The 16,987-nt window shown below is 66.3% G+C and carries 12 protein-coding genes; 9 read left to right on the top strand and 3 right to left on the bottom strand.

Going from position 1 to position 16,987, the window contains the following annotated elements; genetic code table 11:
* Positions 1 to 560 precede the first annotated feature (560 nt).
* Positions 561 to 968 (bottom strand): RidA family protein, encoded by a 408-nt coding sequence (locus ITJ43_RS03630; protein ID WP_194582239.1) that lies wholly within the window; start codon positions 966 to 968, stop codon positions 561 to 563.
* Positions 969 to 1,174: 206 nt separating this feature from the next.
* Between ITJ43_RS03630 and ITJ43_RS03625 the strand changes: the two genes are divergently transcribed.
* From ITJ43_RS03625 to ITJ43_RS03585, 9 genes are all read left to right on the top strand, one after another.
* The gene (locus ITJ43_RS03625; RefSeq protein ID WP_194582238.1) at positions 1,175 to 1,828 is read left to right on the top strand and encodes a DUF6226 family protein; all 654 of its coding nucleotides are present in this window, start codon (positions 1,175 to 1,177) and stop codon (positions 1,826 to 1,828) included.
* A gap of 831 nt (positions 1,829 to 2,659) precedes the next feature.
* Entirely contained in the window at positions 2,660 to 3,511 is an 852-nt protein-coding gene (locus ITJ43_RS03620) for a GntR family transcriptional regulator (RefSeq protein WP_194582236.1), read from the top strand.
* Entirely contained in the window at positions 3,508 to 4,536 is a 1,029-nt protein-coding gene (locus tag ITJ43_RS03615; RefSeq protein WP_194582234.1) for an NAD(P)-dependent oxidoreductase, read from the top strand. The genes ITJ43_RS03620 and ITJ43_RS03615 overlap by 4 nt, the downstream gene beginning before the upstream one ends.
* A complete protein-coding gene (locus tag ITJ43_RS03610; RefSeq protein WP_194582232.1) occupies positions 4,533 to 6,140 on the top strand; it encodes an FGGY family carbohydrate kinase in 1,608 nt (535 codons plus the stop codon). The genes ITJ43_RS03615 and ITJ43_RS03610 overlap by 4 nt, the downstream gene beginning before the upstream one ends.
* The gene (lsrF, locus tag ITJ43_RS03605) at positions 6,133 to 7,023 is read left to right on the top strand and encodes a 3-hydroxy-5-phosphonooxypentane-2,4-dione thiolase (protein ID WP_194582229.1); all 891 of its coding nucleotides are present in this window, start codon (positions 6,133 to 6,135) and stop codon (positions 7,021 to 7,023) included. Before ITJ43_RS03610 ends, lsrF begins: the two co-directional genes overlap by 8 nt.
* Positions 7,020 to 7,388, top strand: coding sequence for a cupin domain-containing protein (locus ITJ43_RS03600; protein ID WP_194582227.1), 369 nt, complete (start codon positions 7,020 to 7,022; stop codon positions 7,386 to 7,388). The genes lsrF and ITJ43_RS03600 overlap by 4 nt, the downstream gene beginning before the upstream one ends.
* Positions 7,389 to 7,486: 98 nt before the next feature.
* Positions 7,487 to 8,749, top strand: a complete 1,263-nt coding sequence (locus ITJ43_RS03595; RefSeq protein WP_194582225.1) for an ABC transporter substrate-binding protein — start codon at positions 7,487 to 7,489, stop codon at positions 8,747 to 8,749.
* Between the two features lie 44 nt (positions 8,750 to 8,793).
* Positions 8,794 to 9,693 (top strand): carbohydrate ABC transporter permease, encoded by a 900-nt coding sequence (locus ITJ43_RS03590; RefSeq protein WP_228495296.1) that lies wholly within the window; start codon positions 8,794 to 8,796, stop codon positions 9,691 to 9,693.
* 2 nt (positions 9,694 to 9,695) lie between these two features.
* Positions 9,696 to 10,547: a carbohydrate ABC transporter permease gene (locus ITJ43_RS03585; RefSeq protein WP_194582217.1), complete on the top strand. Its 852-nt coding sequence runs from the start codon at positions 9,696 to 9,698 to the stop codon at positions 10,545 to 10,547.
* A 1,092-nt stretch (positions 10,548 to 11,639) separates the two neighbouring features.
* On the opposite strand, the gene ITJ43_RS03580 is transcribed toward ITJ43_RS03585, so the two are convergent.
* Both ITJ43_RS03580 and ITJ43_RS03575 read right to left on the bottom strand, forming a co-directional pair.
* On the bottom strand, positions 11,640 to 12,641 hold the full coding sequence (locus ITJ43_RS03580; RefSeq protein ID WP_194582215.1) for a LacI family DNA-binding transcriptional regulator: 1,002 nt from the start codon (positions 12,639 to 12,641) through the stop codon (positions 11,640 to 11,642).
* Between the two features lie 192 nt (positions 12,642 to 12,833).
* Entirely contained in the window at positions 12,834 to 16,967 is a 4,134-nt protein-coding gene (locus ITJ43_RS03575) for a discoidin domain-containing protein (protein WP_194582213.1), read from the bottom strand.
* Positions 16,968 to 16,987: the final 20 nt, after the last annotated feature.

Below are 16,987 nucleotides of genomic sequence, written 5' to 3'. Positions count from 1 at the left end.
ACTGGGTGACATCGACCGACTCGACAGTCGTCCGAGTCCACCAGCATGGCGCGACCCTTCCCCGAGTCGCGGGGGAGGTGCAGACCTGTAAGAAGGTCGGGTTTGAGTCTCTTGATCGTGCTATCGGCCGCTCAAGGGCGGCCTGACTGTGAAGAATCAACTGGTCTGTGACGGCAAGGTACGTTCGTTGGCGTTCCAGTTCAAGGCTGGTGTATTGGCCGGCCTCGCACTCGTCCGGACCGGGTCATGGTTGCCAGGGGGCAACTCCGCCAAATCGAACCGAGCTTGGCTGCGCGATCACAAAATCACATCTACAATTCCGGAATGCGATGACCAGCTCGCCGACCGAAGGAGGAATTGGGCACGTCAAATCGTATTCGGCGATGAACAAAGGCCCGTTGCGGCGGCCGGAACCTCGCCGAGTGCTGCTCTGGGAAAAATCAATAGCGGAGCGGCAACGCGATCCGCTCCACCATCACCACCGCAGCTACCGCTCCGCGCTGCGCCTCCGCGATCTGCTAGTGGTTCGACAGAATGAACAGCTCTGCCGCTGCCTTTTTCTAATCGACAACCGCCGCAATCGCCTCAATCTCAACGAGTTGGTCGGCATAACCGAGAACTGTCACGCCTAGCAAGGTGCTCGGCACGTCGTGCTCTGCAAAGGCATCTCTCACGACTTCCCACACCGCCCGAAGATCCTCACGCCGGGACGAAGCTACGAGAACACGAGTGCTGATAACATCGCCGATCGTTGCGCCCGCGGCATCCAGAGCCTGTGTCATCGTCTTCACACACTGCTGAGCTTGTCCCACATAGTCGCCAATTGCAGCCGTGGCACCGTCATCCTCTAGCGGGCAAGCGCCAGCTAGAAAGATGAGCCGGGAATCAGTGGGGGCAGTTGCCGCATACGCATACTGGGCGATGTCACTGAGCGAAGAAGAGCGAATCAGTTGAACAACGGTTGGCATAGGGTCATTGTCCCACCATCATCGGCTGACCTTCCTCTAGCGACACGCCTCTGGGCAGTAAACCTAGGGCGTGTGGCTGGTATGGAATAGTGGCCGGAATTTCTCGGCGGTAACTGTCGCCCCGTGGATCACGCCCGGGTAGACGAGGCGATGCACCTGTTCGGCAGCCGAGTAGGGCGCATCGTGGGACCGCGTATGGTAGCGAGATGAGTTCCTACGCGCGTCCTTCGATCGATACGCCGGTGTTTCGCGCCGCCGACGGTCAGGTCATCGAGTACGGCAACCGCTGGGGCGGATCGCCGCCGGAGGACGCCTACTCCGTAGAGACCCACCCGGAGCGCTTCGCACCGGTGCACGCCGTCGCCGAGGCCCTCATCGTCCATCTCCGTGACACCTACGACGTTGCCGTCGAGGAAGGCGAGGAGATGGCCGCGGATCTGCTTCACCCGGCCTTTCACGACGTGGTGCGCGCCGTACGGATACGACCGGATGATCCGGCGTGCGCGTCCCTAACGCTGGTCTTTACTGCCTACCCGGGGGTCTATATGCATGCGGGACTTCTCAACGACTTCCATTACCCGGTCTGTGGTTGCGACGCTTGCGACTCGAACTGGCAGGGCGAAGCGGACCGCCTCGAGCGGCAGGTGCTCGCGATCGCCGCTGGGCACTATCGCGAGACTATCGAGCGGCGAGAACTCGATCCGTGGGTGGGATACTCGTTCACTTTTACCGACGGCGCGAGGTCAGGTGGATCCCGCGAGCAAGGCATCTCGCTTGAGCTTCTCAACGCCGCTGAGTCGATCCTCCAGAAGGCCCCCGAAGGATGGCCCGCGTGGGCCAGATCGGCCTCAGCATCGTGATCAACACGGCTGAAGGCGGCAAGCCGGTCCCTCAGTGGGCTCTGGCTCCGAGCGATCGACCACGCCACTTCACATTCGAGTTGCAATGAACGACGCCACTCAGCCCTCTGAGATGGGCCGCCGATCAGCCGACTGCAACCAACGTGATGGCCGAGTACACGTGGGGGGCGTCGAAGGCTTCTAGTGTGAGTGGGTCTGTTTGTTGATGAGGCGACGCGGAGTATCCGCGATCAGCGATCTGGAAACGGGCATCTCGGGGCGGGCTTCGACGGTCTTGCTTGAGAACTACGCACTGACACCCATCTATGCTCAACCTTTTCAGCTCGCAGGTACGCGCCGAGCGAAAGCGACGAAGGTACACGCGCACGCGATGCCGTCCCCACAATCGCGCGATCTCTGCGCTGAGACTCCTGCGGGATCACGTCTCTGGCTTGCCGGCTCTCTGAGCGATTTGCGACTCGTCGCACTCCATCGACGACGACACTGCCACTGCATCCACATCGTTCGCTTCATCGGTGTCCCCCCCCCCCGAATCCGAGGATATCCGGGCGATTCTGCCCAGTCATGGACTGCGAACATGCGGCTACGAATCTAGATGCGGGGGAGTAAGACCCCTCTTACCGGGCTGCACCGGTGTTCACTTGTCACTATGAGTTGGCCAACGACGGTCTCCCAAGCCACCGTCAACTGGAGCATCATCCGTGTAAAGGGCTGTTCAACGGCCTTTTTCGGTTGAACTCTCCTTGGGCGCAACTTTCTTCAACTTGTATCTGGTTTAGATACAAGCCGGAAATCTAGGGTTGATCTACCGCACTCGACGAAGAGAAGTAGATGGCCACTGAAACTCCCCCCACCGACCTCGGTCTGGACCGCACCTCTGGTAACCCGATCTGGTTCCAGCTCATGCGCACGCTGGAGACTGAGATCTCCGCCGGCGTGTGGAGCGCAGGCGATCGACTGCCCAGCGAGAACGAGCTCCGCGCCCGGTTCTCGGTGTCGCGCACGAGTGTTCGCGAGGCGCTCTCGCGTCTCGAGCAGTCGGGGATCATCACCCGCCGCCAGGGCGCCGGCGCCTTCGTCGCGACGAATGACGGCCCGTGGTCGTGGACCCTTCCGAGCACCGTGAGCCTCCTTGGCCAGTACCGAGACGGCGACCGCAGCGCCCTCACGTCCCAGGTGCTGCGCGCCGGTGTGGAGCAGCTTCCGCCGTGGGCCGCCGCCGGGTTCGCCGAGCAGGACCACGGCCTGGGCACCGTCATCGAACGGGTGCGGTCGGTCGGCAAGCTCACCGCGGTGCACGTGGTGAACTACCTCCCCAAGCGCCTCTCGGGCATAGTCGCTAGCCTGCGCGACCCGCGCGCCAGCCTGTACGCCGAACTCGAGAAGGTGGCGCGCGTGCGCATTTCCCGAATGCACCGCACGATCGAGGCGGTCAGCGCCGACCGGCGTCTCGCCCAACTCCTCGAGCTGGAGGAGGGCTATCCGGTCGTCGTCGTCGAGGCCGTCGCCTACGACCAGGACGGGCAGCCCGTCGACTTCTCCCGCGCCGCCGTGCGCACCGACCGACTGCGAGTCACCGTCGACTCCGGGTCCGACTCGGGGCTCCCAGCCTCGGGCCTCTATCCCGGGCACGACGGCGGAGCGCACACATTTCCCCACTTTGATTCGGAGACCCACGCATGACCAACCGCATCCTCGTCATCGGCGACAGCTACATGAGCTCGTCAGTCTTCGAACGGGCACTCGACGACGGCGCGCTCTCCAATGACGCCGACGTGTCGACGATCACGATCGTGGACACCCCAACATGGTCGACCGACGGACTGCGCGAGTTCGAGGGCGATCCGGCGGAGGTCGACGCGCTCATCGACGGCCACGAGGTGCTCGCACTGCACGCCGCCCCGGTCACCCGCGAAGTGCTCGAGCGCAACCCGTCCATCAGGATGATCGCTGTGGCCCGTGGCGGCCCCGTCAACGTCGATCTCACCGCGGCCAAAGAGCTCGGCGTTGCCGTCACAACGACCCCGGGCAAGAACGCGCCGGCTGTCGCCGACCTCACCATCGGATTCGTCATCGCCCTGCTGCGCAACGTGCTCCCGTCGGTGCGCGACGTTGATGCCGCGCTCGCCGAGGGCCGCGGCGTCGCCGAGTCAACCTTCGAGGGTGCCCGCTGGTTCGGGTACGAGATGGGCGGCCGGCGCCTCGGGCTGGTCGGTTTCGGGCACGTCGCGCGTCTTGTCGCGGCCCGCGCCCAGGCACTAGGGATGGCGGTCAGGGCGTTCGACCCATTCGTTGACGCCACGACAGTGCCCGCGGGCATCCGTATCGTCGCCGACCTCGACGAACTGCTCGCGGGCAACGACGTCATCAGCCTTCACGCCCGCTCAACACCTGACAACCGTCACATGATGAACGCCGAGACCTTTGCGCGGATGCCCGCCGGCGCGTTCTTCGTGAACACAGCGCGCGAATCCCTCACAGACGAGCATGCTCTGCTGAACGCGCTGCGTACCGGACACCTAACCGGTGCGGCCCTCGATGTCTTCGAGCCCGACGGACCGTGGCGCGACTTGGTCGCACTGCCGCAGGTGCTGTTGACGCCGCACATCGCGGGTGCCACGCACGAGACATTGCGTCGTGGAGCGGACATGCTCGTCGGCGAGATCACCGCACACCTCACGGGCGCTGAGCTCCGGTGGCCCGCATGACGTCGCCCGTGGTGATCGCTGTCGATGCTGGCACTGGTTCGGCGCGCGCCCTCGCCTTCAACCTCGAGGGCACCCTTGTTGCTCGTGCGCAGCGCGAGTGGACACACGCGGCAGTTTCCGGGTTCCCGGGCGGCGCCGACTTCGACACCGCCGGCGGATGGTCGCTGATCTCCTCCGCGCTGCGGGAGGTCGTCGGCAAGCTGGATGGTCGCGAGATCCTGGCGCTCGGAGCCTCGAGCATGCGTGAGGGCTTCGTGCTCTACGACGCGCACGGCGTCGAGATCTTCGCGTGCCCCAACACAGATGGCCGCGCGCGCAGCCAGGCCGACGAGCTCGTCACGCGCGGGGTCGCAGACCGGATCTACGAACTCGGCGGCGACTGGGTGTCGATCACCGCGCCGTCCCGATTGGTGTGGTTGCTGCAGGAGCGGCCGGACGTCATGGCGCGCGCCCGCCACCTTGGCATGCTGAGCGACTGGGTGACCTACCGGCTCACCGGAGCCTTCAGTACCGACCCGACGTGCGGATCGAGCTCAGCGCTGTTCGACCTCACGCGTCGCGACTGGTCGGACGAGCTTGCCGGCCTCGTGGGCATCGATCGCTCGCTCCTGCCGCCGGTCGTCGAGTGCGGCGAGGTCGTCGGCACGGTAAGCATCGAAGCGGCCGCCGCGACGGGGCTGCCCGTCGGCCTGCCGGTCACCGTCGGTGGCGCCGACACCCAGCTCGCACTGCACGGCATCGGAGCCACCTCCGACCGCCCGACGATCGTCGCCGGCACGTTCTGGCAGACCACCGCCGTCGTTGACTCGCCGATTATCGACCCGCAGCGACGGCTACGCACCCTGTGCCACGTCGGCACTAACAGTTGGATGGTCGAGGGCATCGGGTTCCTCTCCGGCCTCGTCATGCGCTGGTTCCGGGATGCTCTCGCGCCAGAATCCATCTCTGCGGCGGCCCAGCTCGGCACGAGCCCGTTCGACGTGATCGAAGGCTGGGCACTGGACGTGCCGCGTGGCTCGAACGGCCTCGTCGCGGTGATGGCCAACGCCATGCGTGCGGATGCCTGGCATCACGCGGCACCGGCCTTCGTGGGGATCGATATCAATGACCCGACGGCCTTCGGGCGCGGCGCGTTCGCCCGCTCGATTGAGGAGGCCGCCGCGTACGTCGCCCGCGCGCACCTCGAGATCCTCGACGATCTCACTGACAGCGCGACAACGCGTGGCGGCCACGTTGACTTCACCGGAGGCTCGAGCAACGGACGATTGTGGCCCCAGGTCATCGCCGAGGTCACCGGACTCACCACCGACTCCTCCGTCGTGCCGGAAGCTACCTCGTTCGGCGCGGCCAGACTCGCCGCCTCCGCCGTCGGAGAGCAGATCGCCCCGGCGTCCGCCGTCGAGCGGTCGGTAGTTCCCGAGGCGGGCGCGATCGCGGAGTACGACGTGGCGTACGCGCGCTGGCAGCGCGTCTACGCGGCCCAGACCGAGGCCACCGCGCAGAGCGGCATGAACCCTCTCTTCACCCCGCCGGGCGGGCTCGCCCATCGGCCCTTCAGCTCCCCAACACCGAAACGAATGAAACAGGAGAACCACCATGGCTGACCTCGACGGCAACCGCAACGCCAAGGACTTCGCGACCGGCACTCCGGCACGCGTCTTCACTCACTCGATCAAGGGTGCATCGAACCTCGACTGGGGAATGCAGAACCGTCTGTCGCGCATCCTCGACGGAGAGACGGGCCGCACTGTGATGCTCGCGTTCGACCACGGATACTTCCAGGGACCGACCTCCGGTCTCGAGCGACTCGATCTCGGCATCGCCACCCTCAGCCCGTACGCCGACGCCCTGATGGGCACGCGCGGCGCACTGCGCACCTCTATGCCGCCCGCGACCGGTGCAGGCCTCGTACTGCGCGCGTCCGGCGGACCCTCGATCCTCAAGGAGCTGTCTGACGAGCACACGGCGATGGCGATGGCCGACGCCGTCCGCATCAACGCCTCGGCTGTCGCCGTGCAGGTATTTGTCGGCGGCGAGCACGAGACCCGGAGCGTCCAGAACCTCACCACCCTCATCGACGCGGGCTATGAAGCGGGCATCCCGGTGCTCGGCGTCACCGCCGTCGGCAAGGAGCTCACGCGCGACTCCCGCTACCTGGGGCTCGCGACCCGCATCATCGCCGAGCTGGGCGCGCAGCTCGTCAAGACCTACTACTGCGACGAGGGCTTCGACGAGGTCGTCGCCGGATGCCCTGTGCCGGTCATCATGGCGGGCGGCAAGAAGCTGCCCGAACTCGAGGCCCTGCAGATGGCATCGAACGCCGTGCGCGCCGGTGCCGCCGGTGTCGACATGGGACGCAACATCTTCCAGAGCAAGTCGCCGGTGGCCATGATCCAGGCCGTGCGGGCCGTCGTGCACGACGACGCCGACCCCGAGACCGCCTACGACCTCTACCGCCAGCTCTCCACCGAAAAGGTCGCCTCATGACTGCGACCAACACGGTGATGAACATCGCGGATGCCGAACTCCGCTTCGGCGGATGGGGTCCCGGTTACCTCGTGCAGGGAGACGACGCCGCGTTCGGCGTTGTGCGCCTCCGACCGGGCGACGAGTTCGCCAACCACTTCCACGAGCACCACACCGAGTCATTCTTCGTCGTGGACGGTACCGCCGAGCTCTGGCTCGACCGTACGACCCGTCTAGTGCTGGTCCCTGGGGACTTCGTGCAGTGCAGGCCCGGGGTCGAGCACTACCTCCGCAACGTCGACGTGTCGACTTTTACCGCATTCTTCGTCAAGGCACCCGGGGTGTCGGCCGACAAGGTCGACGCTCCCTGGACGCCTGAGGCATAACCCGCAGCGCCACACTGCGACCCACCTTGTCGCCCACGCGACTTCTGAAAGGAAAATGAATGTCACTGCAAGGACGCATGACAACCCGACGCTCCCGAGTGAGCATCCTCGCCGCGGCGAGTGCCCTCACTCTCATCGCAGGTCTGGCCGGATGCTCGACCAGCGCGGGAGGTGGCGGCGACGCCGACACCATCCGCCTGCTCATCGCCCAGCCCCAGGCTGGCGCGGCGGACATCCTCAAGTCGGAATTCGAGAAGGAGACAGGCAAGACTGTCGACCTGACCGTGGTGCCGTACGACCAGATCCAGACCAAGGCTGTGCTCGATGTGCAGTCGGGCGCCAACCAGTACGACGCGGTCGTCTACTGGTACACCGGAGTTGGCGCACTCGCCGATGCCGGGGCGCTTGCCGACATCACCGACTGGATCAACTCGGACATCGACGCCGATGACTTCATCAAGAGCATCTACGACCCCTATACGCTGTACGACGGCAAGCGCTACGGACTGCCGCTCGACGGTGACACCCACGTCCTGTTCTACAACAAGGACATCCTCGCCAGGAACGGCGTCGAGGTTCCCACTACCTGGGACGAGTACCAGACGGCAGCCGCCACGATCACGGCCAACGAGGGCGCCAACGGCGTGTATGGCTCCGCGGAGCTCGGCGCAAAGTCGGCGTTCAACATCGGCTCGACGTTCTTCAACCGTCTCGCCACGTTCTCCTCGACTCCGATCGACTCGCAGTTCCCCGACCTGTCTACGCCCGAGGCGCTCGCCGCCGCGCAGTCGATGCTCGACGCTGCTCCCGCCGCCCTGCCCACCCCGCTCGAGATCGGCTTCGAGCAGGCCCTTCCGCAGTTCCTCGCGGGCAACGTCGGCATGATGGAATTCTGGACCGACCTCGGCGTCTTCGCCCAGGATCCCACCCAGTCCAAGATCGTCGACAAATGGGGCGTCGCTCCGCTGCCGGTCGGGCCTAAGGGGCAGGTCTCCGGTGCGCTCGACGCAGGCTGGGCCATCGGGATCAGCCCGCATGCTGCAGACAAGGCGTTGGCTGAGCAGTTCGTGAAGTTCGCTACCTCGGCAGCGACCAACGAGCTCCTTGTTACCACGAGTGGCAGCGGGGTTGACCCGACCCGCACGTCCACGCTCGAGAGCGCGAAGTACCAGGCGTTCGCTCCCGAGGTCTCCAAGGTCGCGGCCCAGGTGCTCCCGCAGGCGGAGCCGTGGCCCACGGGCCCGAAAGCGCCCGAGATGATCGCGGCGCTCAGCGACAACCTAGCGCTGATGCTCCAGGGAAACCTCACCCCCGAGGACGCGCTCGCCAAGACGACCGAGGCGTGGAACGCGCTGAAGTAGCGCGCCCCACCTCATTCACCACGACCGTCGAAGGAGACGAACCCATGGCCATGGCTGTTCTAGGACACCGGACCTCGCCGAACGCACGACGCGCCCGCGTCGGGTGGCTGTTGATCCTGCCCGTGCTCATCACGGTCGCGTTGATCGCCATCTACCCGCTCGTGTACACGCTCGTCGCGGCGTTCACGGAGTCCAGTCTTGGACGGCCGTTCCAGGACTTCGTCGGCGTCGACAACTTCGCCACCGCGCTGTTCGGTGACGGCGCGCTCGCACCGCTGGGGAGATCGCTGCTCTTTGCGGTCCCCTCGGCGGTGCTGGCGCTGCTCCTCGGCTTCGTGATCGCCCTGTCGCTGGATGCCGCGGTGCGCGGCGGCAAGCTTATCCGGGTCCTCCTCCTCCTGCCGCTCATGACCCCGCCGGTGATGGCCGGCGTGATCTGGAAGCTCATGTACGCCCCCACGGGCGGACTGTTCAACAACATCATCAGCGGGCCGCCGATCGTGTTCCTAGGCTCGTCGCCTTCGGCGCTCATCGCTCTCATCGTCGTCGATGTCTGGCAGTGGACGCCGTTCTGCGTGCTGCTCATCTTCGCCGCGCTGCAGACCCTACCGCACGAGGTCTACGAGGCCGCGCAAGTCGACGGCGCGGGAATCTGGCGCACGTTCCGCTCGGTGACATTGCCCCTGATCGCGCCGAGCCTCGTCACCGTGCTGCTGCTCAAGCTCATCGTTTCATTCAAGGTGTTCGACCTCGTGTTCATCATGACCGGGGGAGGGCCGGGCTTCGACACTACCGTCTCGAGCTTCGACATCTACCGGACAGTGCTGCAGAAGTTCGACCTCGGTCTCGGCGCTGCCCAGACCCTCGTTTTCCTCGTGCTCGTGACGCTCGTCGTCACCCCGATCGCCTCCCTCCGGGCCCGACTCCAGAAAGCGCAAGGTTGATCATGGCCATCGCCACCATCGCGTCACGCTCGGGATCGTCCCGTCCGCTGAGCGTACGGATCATCAAGATCGTCGTCCTCGTGCTCGCCGTCGGCTTCTTCGTACTCCCGATCCTGTATCTCGGCATCATGAGCGTGAAGAGTCCCGACGACATCCTGAGCACGCGCATCCTACCCACACGGCTCGCCTGGGAGAACTGGACCGCCGCGTTCACTGAAGCACCGATCTTCCTCTACCTGCGCAACTCGCTCATTGTCGCTGGCGGTGCGACCCTAGTGGCTCTAGCGATCGCAATCCCGGCGAACTACGCGATGTCTCGGCTCGGCACCGGCGGCAAACGGATGATGAGCGTCATCGTCTCCGCGTACATCGCGCCGCCGATCGTCGCGATCGTGCCGCTGTTCCTGCTCATCCGTTCAGTGGGCCTCATGGACTCACTCATCGGCATGGTGCTCATCGAGGGTCTGCTCGTAACCCCGGTCGCGGTCTGGCTGCTCGATACGTTCTTCTCCGCGGTGCCCGGGGAGATCGACGAGGCCGCGCAGATCGACGGTTGCGGCCCGATCGCCACGCTGTTCCGCATCGTGCTGCCGCTCGTGGCGCCGGGTATCGTCGCGGTGGCGATCGTCGCTTTCATACTCGTTTACAACGACTTCCTCATTCCCCTCATGCTCTCGTACGGGCCAGGGACGCAGACGCTGCCCGTGGGGCTGTCGCTGCTGCAGGGAGGCCGCGAGGTAGTCTTCGGGCAGATGGCGGCGGCATCCCTCACCGGGATGATTCCCGTCTACCTGCTCGCCGTGTTCATGCAGCGCTGGCTCATCGGAGGATTGACCCAGGGCAGCATCAAGTAGTCCCGCGTAGTGGTGCGCGGGATGGCGGCGCCCGGTAGCCAGACGAAGCACCCGGGCGTCGCCGAACCATAGGAACGAAAGTCGGGTGGGCGCCAATACGACTGTCACCGGTTCATCGTCCGGGCCCGTGGCCGGAGCGGCACGATGGATCATCGCACGGACCCCCGGGGTCAGAAGTAGCATCTCCTCGGCGTCACCGTGAGGACCCCATCGCGTTACCGTGCGGCCGCGCGCTCCTGCCACTGTCTGGCACCTTATGAACCCTGGTGTCTTGGGCGGGGGGAGCACCTGTGACTGCGCCGCCAACTCTGCTGCGGATAGCGAGTTATCGACCGCAAGGCAGAGGGCGCTCTCATAGGTGGCCTTGACCATGTCGAGATAGTCATCAGTGGGTCCAAGGACCTCCGCAATTCGGTGGTTGTTTTAGCGAATGTCGAGCGCGGTTTAGGCCTTGTTGCCGCAATGACGCGTGCGAACCGACCGCTATCCGCGTGCACGTCGACCGGTCAAAACGACTTGAGGCCACTGAGGATCTCTGATGCGACCGGGTCGTCCTTCTTGATCGCTGCCGACGCGGTCGCGACGGCTTGCGACGACACTTCTGCATTGACTCGGACAATCCGGCTCCCACGGAACGGAGGAAGCTAGATCACGCCTTGGCGATGTCGGCATGCGTCAGCCCGCGTCCACGCCGTTCGAGCTCGGCAACAACCCACGTCCCGAAAATCCCCTACATGAGGTTCTTGCCAAGTACAACTTCGGGCGAAGTAATGTGGCTCAGCTCAGCGTTGAACCGTCACGGCTCCTTTCGAAACGCTGTCTCGTCGGACTCCTTCTAGTTCGCCTGAGTTACGCATTCCTTGTGGAGCACCCACGCGATTCCTCGCGATGATGAAGCGTATTTCGCCGGCGACTGCCTCGAACAGCGTCTAGGCGGCATCCTCGCACAGGTCCCACTCGGCCGCTCCTGCGGCCTAGGCGGGAGCGTGACGTTTGCAGCGGTTCCGCGCCCACATTCGACTCGTGGAGGTCCTGGCTATGGAATCATACGCGCCCGCTGTGAACGGAAGGCGGTCGTTGAAGCGGCGTAGCTCAGGATTGTGTGGATCGCCGAGGGATAAGCCGCATCGGCAACACGATGCTCTCGAAGCTACGCGTGCGGTCGCCCAGGCGCGCGACGGCGAGTTGGGCCGACTGGCGTCCGAGCGCCTCGACGTCTCCGGTCACCACGCTGATGCCGAGTACATGCGCCCACTCTGGCTCGTCAAACCCGATCACCGCGGGAGACGGGGACGGGAATTCGGCGACCTCCTCCATCACGCCCAGCAGGATCCTGTTGTTACCCGCGACGACCGCGGTCGGCGGATCGGTGAGGGCGAGCAGGTTGCGCATGCACGCGCGTGAGGAGGGGATGTCGTGCGCATCTGTGCGCAGCAGGTCGCGCCACTCGGAGGGTGCGCTGTCGAGCACGTCACCCATGCCCGCCAGGCGCGCCCGATATGTCGGCAGCCACTCGTAGTCGCCGATGAAGGCGATGCGGCGGTGTCCCGCCTCGATCAGGTGCCGCGCGGCCAGACGTCCGCCCTCGCGATTGTCGAACACGATCGAGTCGGCCTCGACGTTCGCGGCGGGTCGGTCGACGAAGACGACGGGGATGCCCCGGGCCTGCAGCTGCGCATAGTCCGCGTGGTCGGGTGTCGCAGATACTGTGATGACTGCCTTCGTCTGGCGGTCGGCGAGGTCGTGGGCGACCCGCTGCTCCTGCTCTGCGGATTCCCGGGAGTTCGCGACTGAGAGGTGCATACCGTGCGGGCGGATCTCATCTTCGATCGCCTGCGCGAGCGCGGAGTAGAACGGGTTGGTGAAGTCTCCGGTGATCAGGCCGATTGAGTCGGCCAGACGCCCACTTGCGAGAAGGCTCGCGGCGGCGTTGCGCTGATAGTCGAGCTCGGCCGCCGCGGTCAGCACCCTGGCGAGCGTCTTCTCTCCGACGTAGGACTCCCCGCCGAGGGCGCGGGAGGCCGTCTTCAGGCTTACGCCAGCACGGGCTGCGACCTGCGCGAGCGTCGGACGCGGGTCCGCTGGTCTGATCATGGGTCCCCCTGCCGCTCAGGCGGCGGATAGCTCATCTTGACGCGCGGCGGATCGGAGGCCCATCTTCGACACGACACCGGCGCTGTGATAACGCCCCAACTATAGGACAGCGATGTCAAATCGTGAGAGAAGCCCTCTCGCGAGGCGGTCCGGCAGGCAAACGACGCAGAACATCGATGTGCGAGGAGTAACTCACTCCGGGTTCCCGAGTCGCAGGCGGTGACGTCTCACGACAAGCAGAGCGCCGCCGGCGAGGAGCAGCAGTGCGATCGCCAGGGACCACCCGAGAACGAGTCCGGTCACGGCGAGGTCGCCGTCGGGGCCGCCCTGGCCTCCCTCATCCGAACCGCCCCCGTTGCCCGGGTCGGTTGGTGTAGTGGGCGTCGCGGTGACGGTGCCGACGAAGTCGCGCGTCGATGCCGCGCCGATGCCGTTGTCGGCCGCGACCGTGAAGGCGTAGTCACCGACCGTCGTCGGCGTTCCGCCGAAGACTCCTGTGGCGGGATCGAGGGTGAGGCCGATCGGCAGGGTGCCGCTCACCAACGAATACGTCGGGGCCGGGAACCCTGTGGCAGAGACCGATCCGGCGGCCGCCGCGCCGATCACCAGCGCCGACAGTTCGCCTTCGAGCGCACCGGGCGCGGAATCGTCGAGGGCGCCCGGGGGCAGCGCCCGCAGTGCGGCGAGCCCGGGGTCGCCGTCGCTCCATGCCGTCGTGAGCGCGACGTACCGCGCGGTCGCGTCGACGCTCACGGCACCGTGCGTCGCCCCGGCATCCGTCGTTCCGATGTCGCGGAAGGTGATGCCGTCGTCGCTCACCGAGACAGTGGCGGCAGGGGCATCGCCTCCGTCCCACAGTGTGGTGACGGTGCCGATCGCACGCGCGGCGCCGAGGTCGGTGACCATGCGCCCGTTCGGCCCGGGGGTCCATGACGTGGCGTCGTCGCCGTCGACCGCGCCCTGCGGCGTGGTCATCCCCGCGGGGAGGACGGATGCCGGGAACGTGAGCGTGCTCAGCGCCAGGTCGGCCGCCGGGAAGGGGGTCGCGCCGGGGAAGGTCGCGGCGGTCGGCGCGGCGGGAGTGCCGACGGGCACGGCGCGCGTCTCGCCCGTCTGAGCGTTCGTGACGTCGACGGCAACGGCAGCAGTCGTCGCTTCCACGCGAGCGGCGTCCGCCGTGTGGGCCGGCGCGATGTGGACGGTGCGTCCGTCGATCACCGAGTACGTAAGCGCCCGGGCCGCAGCGGTTTCCGCAGAGACCGTGGCCCGCGGGGCCAGCACCGAGGCCTGGCCCGCCGGCACCGTGACCGTCAGGCTAGACGAGTCGGTGCCGAGAACCTGATCGCCGTCGAAGAGCGACACCGTGGCGCCCGAGTACGGGATCGTGACTGTCGTCGTGACGTCGGCATCGGTGAGGTTGAAGGCAGTGAGGTAGCCGTCGAGCGAGCTCACGAGCAGGCCCTCTGCCGTCGGCTGCACAGCCGCAGCCTGTGCTGCCGTCGCCGTCGCGTCTGCCGACACCATCTCGACAAGCAGCGGCTTGTCACTGCCGCCGAGACGCACGGCGTTGATGCCGGCCCTCTCCGACGAGACCGTGATCGGAGCCTGTCCGCCGCGCACGACGAACCCGGCCTTGTCCTCGACGTTGAGCCACGTCCCGTCGGTCGCGGTGATCTGGTCGCCGGTGTAGCGGTAGCTCGCGGCATCCTGCCAGGTGACTCCATCGGCCGATGTTTGGATGCGGTACTCGCGGCCGGCCGCCGACTCCCACCCCAACTGCACCTGCGTGATCGCGGTGGGGGTTCCGAGATCGACCTGCGCCCACGAGTCCGCTCGCTGTCGGTCGGCCTTCGAGACCGCCCACCGCGAGTTCGGGTCGGTGTCGGTGATGGCGGAGGCGGGCCTGCCGGCATCCTCGCTCGACGCGGTGGCGGGCTTACCCGCGGCGGCGTCGACGCCGGCCGCGGTGAGAGCGCGCAGCGTGTGGAGCGAGTAGCCGTAGGCGGGCTCGCCCTGCACACCCTGCATGCGGATGAAGCGAGTCTCGACCGGGGTTGGCGCCTCCGCACCCGGCGGTTTCAGATCGACGGTGTCGAGACGTGCCACGTTCTCATCCGAGACCGTGCGCGCCGCCTGTGTCGTCCAGGTCGTGCCGTCGGACGACGTCTGCACTAGGTAGCGCTCACCGGCGCTCGCCTCCCACGCGAGCCGCACGGAGCCGACCGTGGTGTCCGCGCCGAGGTCGACCCGGATCCACGAGTCGGCACGCAGGCGTTCGGCGGTCGACACGGCCCAGCGGGTGTTCGGGTCGGCGTCGGTGACCGTTGCGGCGGGCTTCGTGGGGTCCTCGCTCGACGCGCTCGCCAGGCGGCCGGCGGCGAGATCCGTCTTGGCGTCTTCGCCGACACCGTAGGCGTGCAGCGAATACAGCGAGTAGCCGTACTTGGCGTTCCCCTGCTGCCCCTGGACGCGCACGTAGCGGGCCTGAACGGGCTCGAACGCGAGGTCGTCGATGCGGGCCGCATTGACGTCGGCCGGGTGCGGGTCGATCACGACGGGGAGCGTGTCGGTGGCCGACCCCTCGGCGGTGAAGTAGGTACGCGATCCGTCGAGGCCGTTGTATCCGCCCATGTCGAGGTTGCGCACCGAGACGGTGCCGTCTTGCCAGCCGGCGCCGGTCGAGGCGTAGAGTGCCGAGCCGGTCGGCAGAGTGACCTGGCCTGCGTAGCCATCGCCGATGCGGAACACCGAGGAGGTGCACTCGAACCCGTCGCGAGGTGCCGTGTAGGTCGCGGTGCGGCGCTCGTCGACGGTCGCCGCCGAGTTCGGGTACAGGAACGGCGTCGAACCCGACAGCGCGAACAGCCAAGAGTCGTGGCCGGGAACCCATGGGAACTTGAGGAAGCCCTTCTTGCTGGATGCTGCGGCCCACGCGTTCGCGGACTGCTGCACCGCGAGTCCGGGGCCCGCACCGAAGTCGCGGACTCCGGACAGTCGTTGGAAGAATGCGTCCTGCGGAGTCGGGATGACGGGGCCGGCCTCTGACTCTGCTGATTCGACGTGCAGGAGGTACGAGATGGCGATTTCTGCGCGCGCCTCGGGTTCGTACTTGGGCTCCCCAGAGAACTTCGCGAGCCGGTCTACCGGAGCGTAGGCCTGATAGGCCTCGAGAGATGCGGCGAGGTTCGATTCGGCCCGAGCGGCGTCGGGGTCGCGCAGCACCTGGCCGAGGTAGGCCATGGGGATCACATCGCGACCGTAGAGGTACTCGCGGTCGTTGACCATCGGCATGAACGGCTCGCCCTGATTCGACATGACCAGCTTGATCGATTCCCACAGCTCCGCGGAGTTCGGCTGGTGCTTCAGGTAGTCGGGAACCGGCTGATCGTTCAGGATGAACTGGATCGCGTTGCGACCACCCGAGCGCCAGATGTCGGACTGGTAGTGCGGCCCGAACGACCCGTGGTTCTCGACTATGTACGTGTCCCAGATGGTCTGCAGCGTGTTCGTCGAGATCGGCTTGCCCGCGACGACGGCCGGGTTGTTGAGGTCGGCAGTGAGCTGTCCTCCGGCGTTGCGCGACCAATCACCCAACTGCTCACTCCAGCGAGCAGCATCCGCATGGTCGGGCGCCCAGGCGAGGCCCGGGGCGAGGGCCTGCGTGTAGACGCCGGCTTCCTCCTGCGCGGTGTCGCCCTGGTACTTGCCGGTCGGCCAGTCGGCGGTCCACCCGCCGGACAGCGGATCGTCGCCGTAGTTCAGATCGGACGTGTAGGTCGACTGGCCCACCGCGATCGCGGTGAGGTTCGAGCGGGTCTGCGCATCGAGCTGGTCCCACAGAAGGCGGCCCGCGTCGAGGAAGTACGACTGGAACGTCGAATCCCAGAAGAGGCGCTTGCCCCAGGTGCCGTTCGGATCGACGAAGCGGTTCTTCGCCGCGTAGTAGCGGATCGTGTCGATCGTGCGCTGACTCAGTTGCTCTTTCGAGATGCCCGCTGTCTGCGCGTCGTACTCGCCGTGCGTCAGCAGTACAGCGTTGCCGAGCACCAGCGCGAAGTTGAAATTCTTGAACTGGTAGGCGTTGATCGAAGAGTCCCACACCGTGTTCACCCAGCGCGTGTGACGCAGCAGAGCAGCGTAGTAGTCGGCCGCCGCGTCATCAGGAGCACCGAAGGCGGCGCTCTTCACTATGGGACCGGCGAATGCCGGCGTCACAGGTGCGACGGCGACCGCGGGAGCTGCGACCGCAGCTGCGATGATGAGGGCCACCGCGCGGCGCGGCAGCCCGGCGGGGCGTGGGGTTCGGGCGGACCGTAAGCGGGACATGTTGTCTCCTAGAGGCGGCG

This window comes from Microbacterium sp. VKM Ac-2870, assembly GCF_015350795.1.
Classification (GTDB): domain Bacteria; phylum Actinomycetota; class Actinomycetes; order Actinomycetales; family Microbacteriaceae; genus Microbacterium.
The sequence above is the reverse complement of the archived record's forward strand: the minus strand, read 5'-3'. Positions and strand labels throughout refer to the sequence as shown.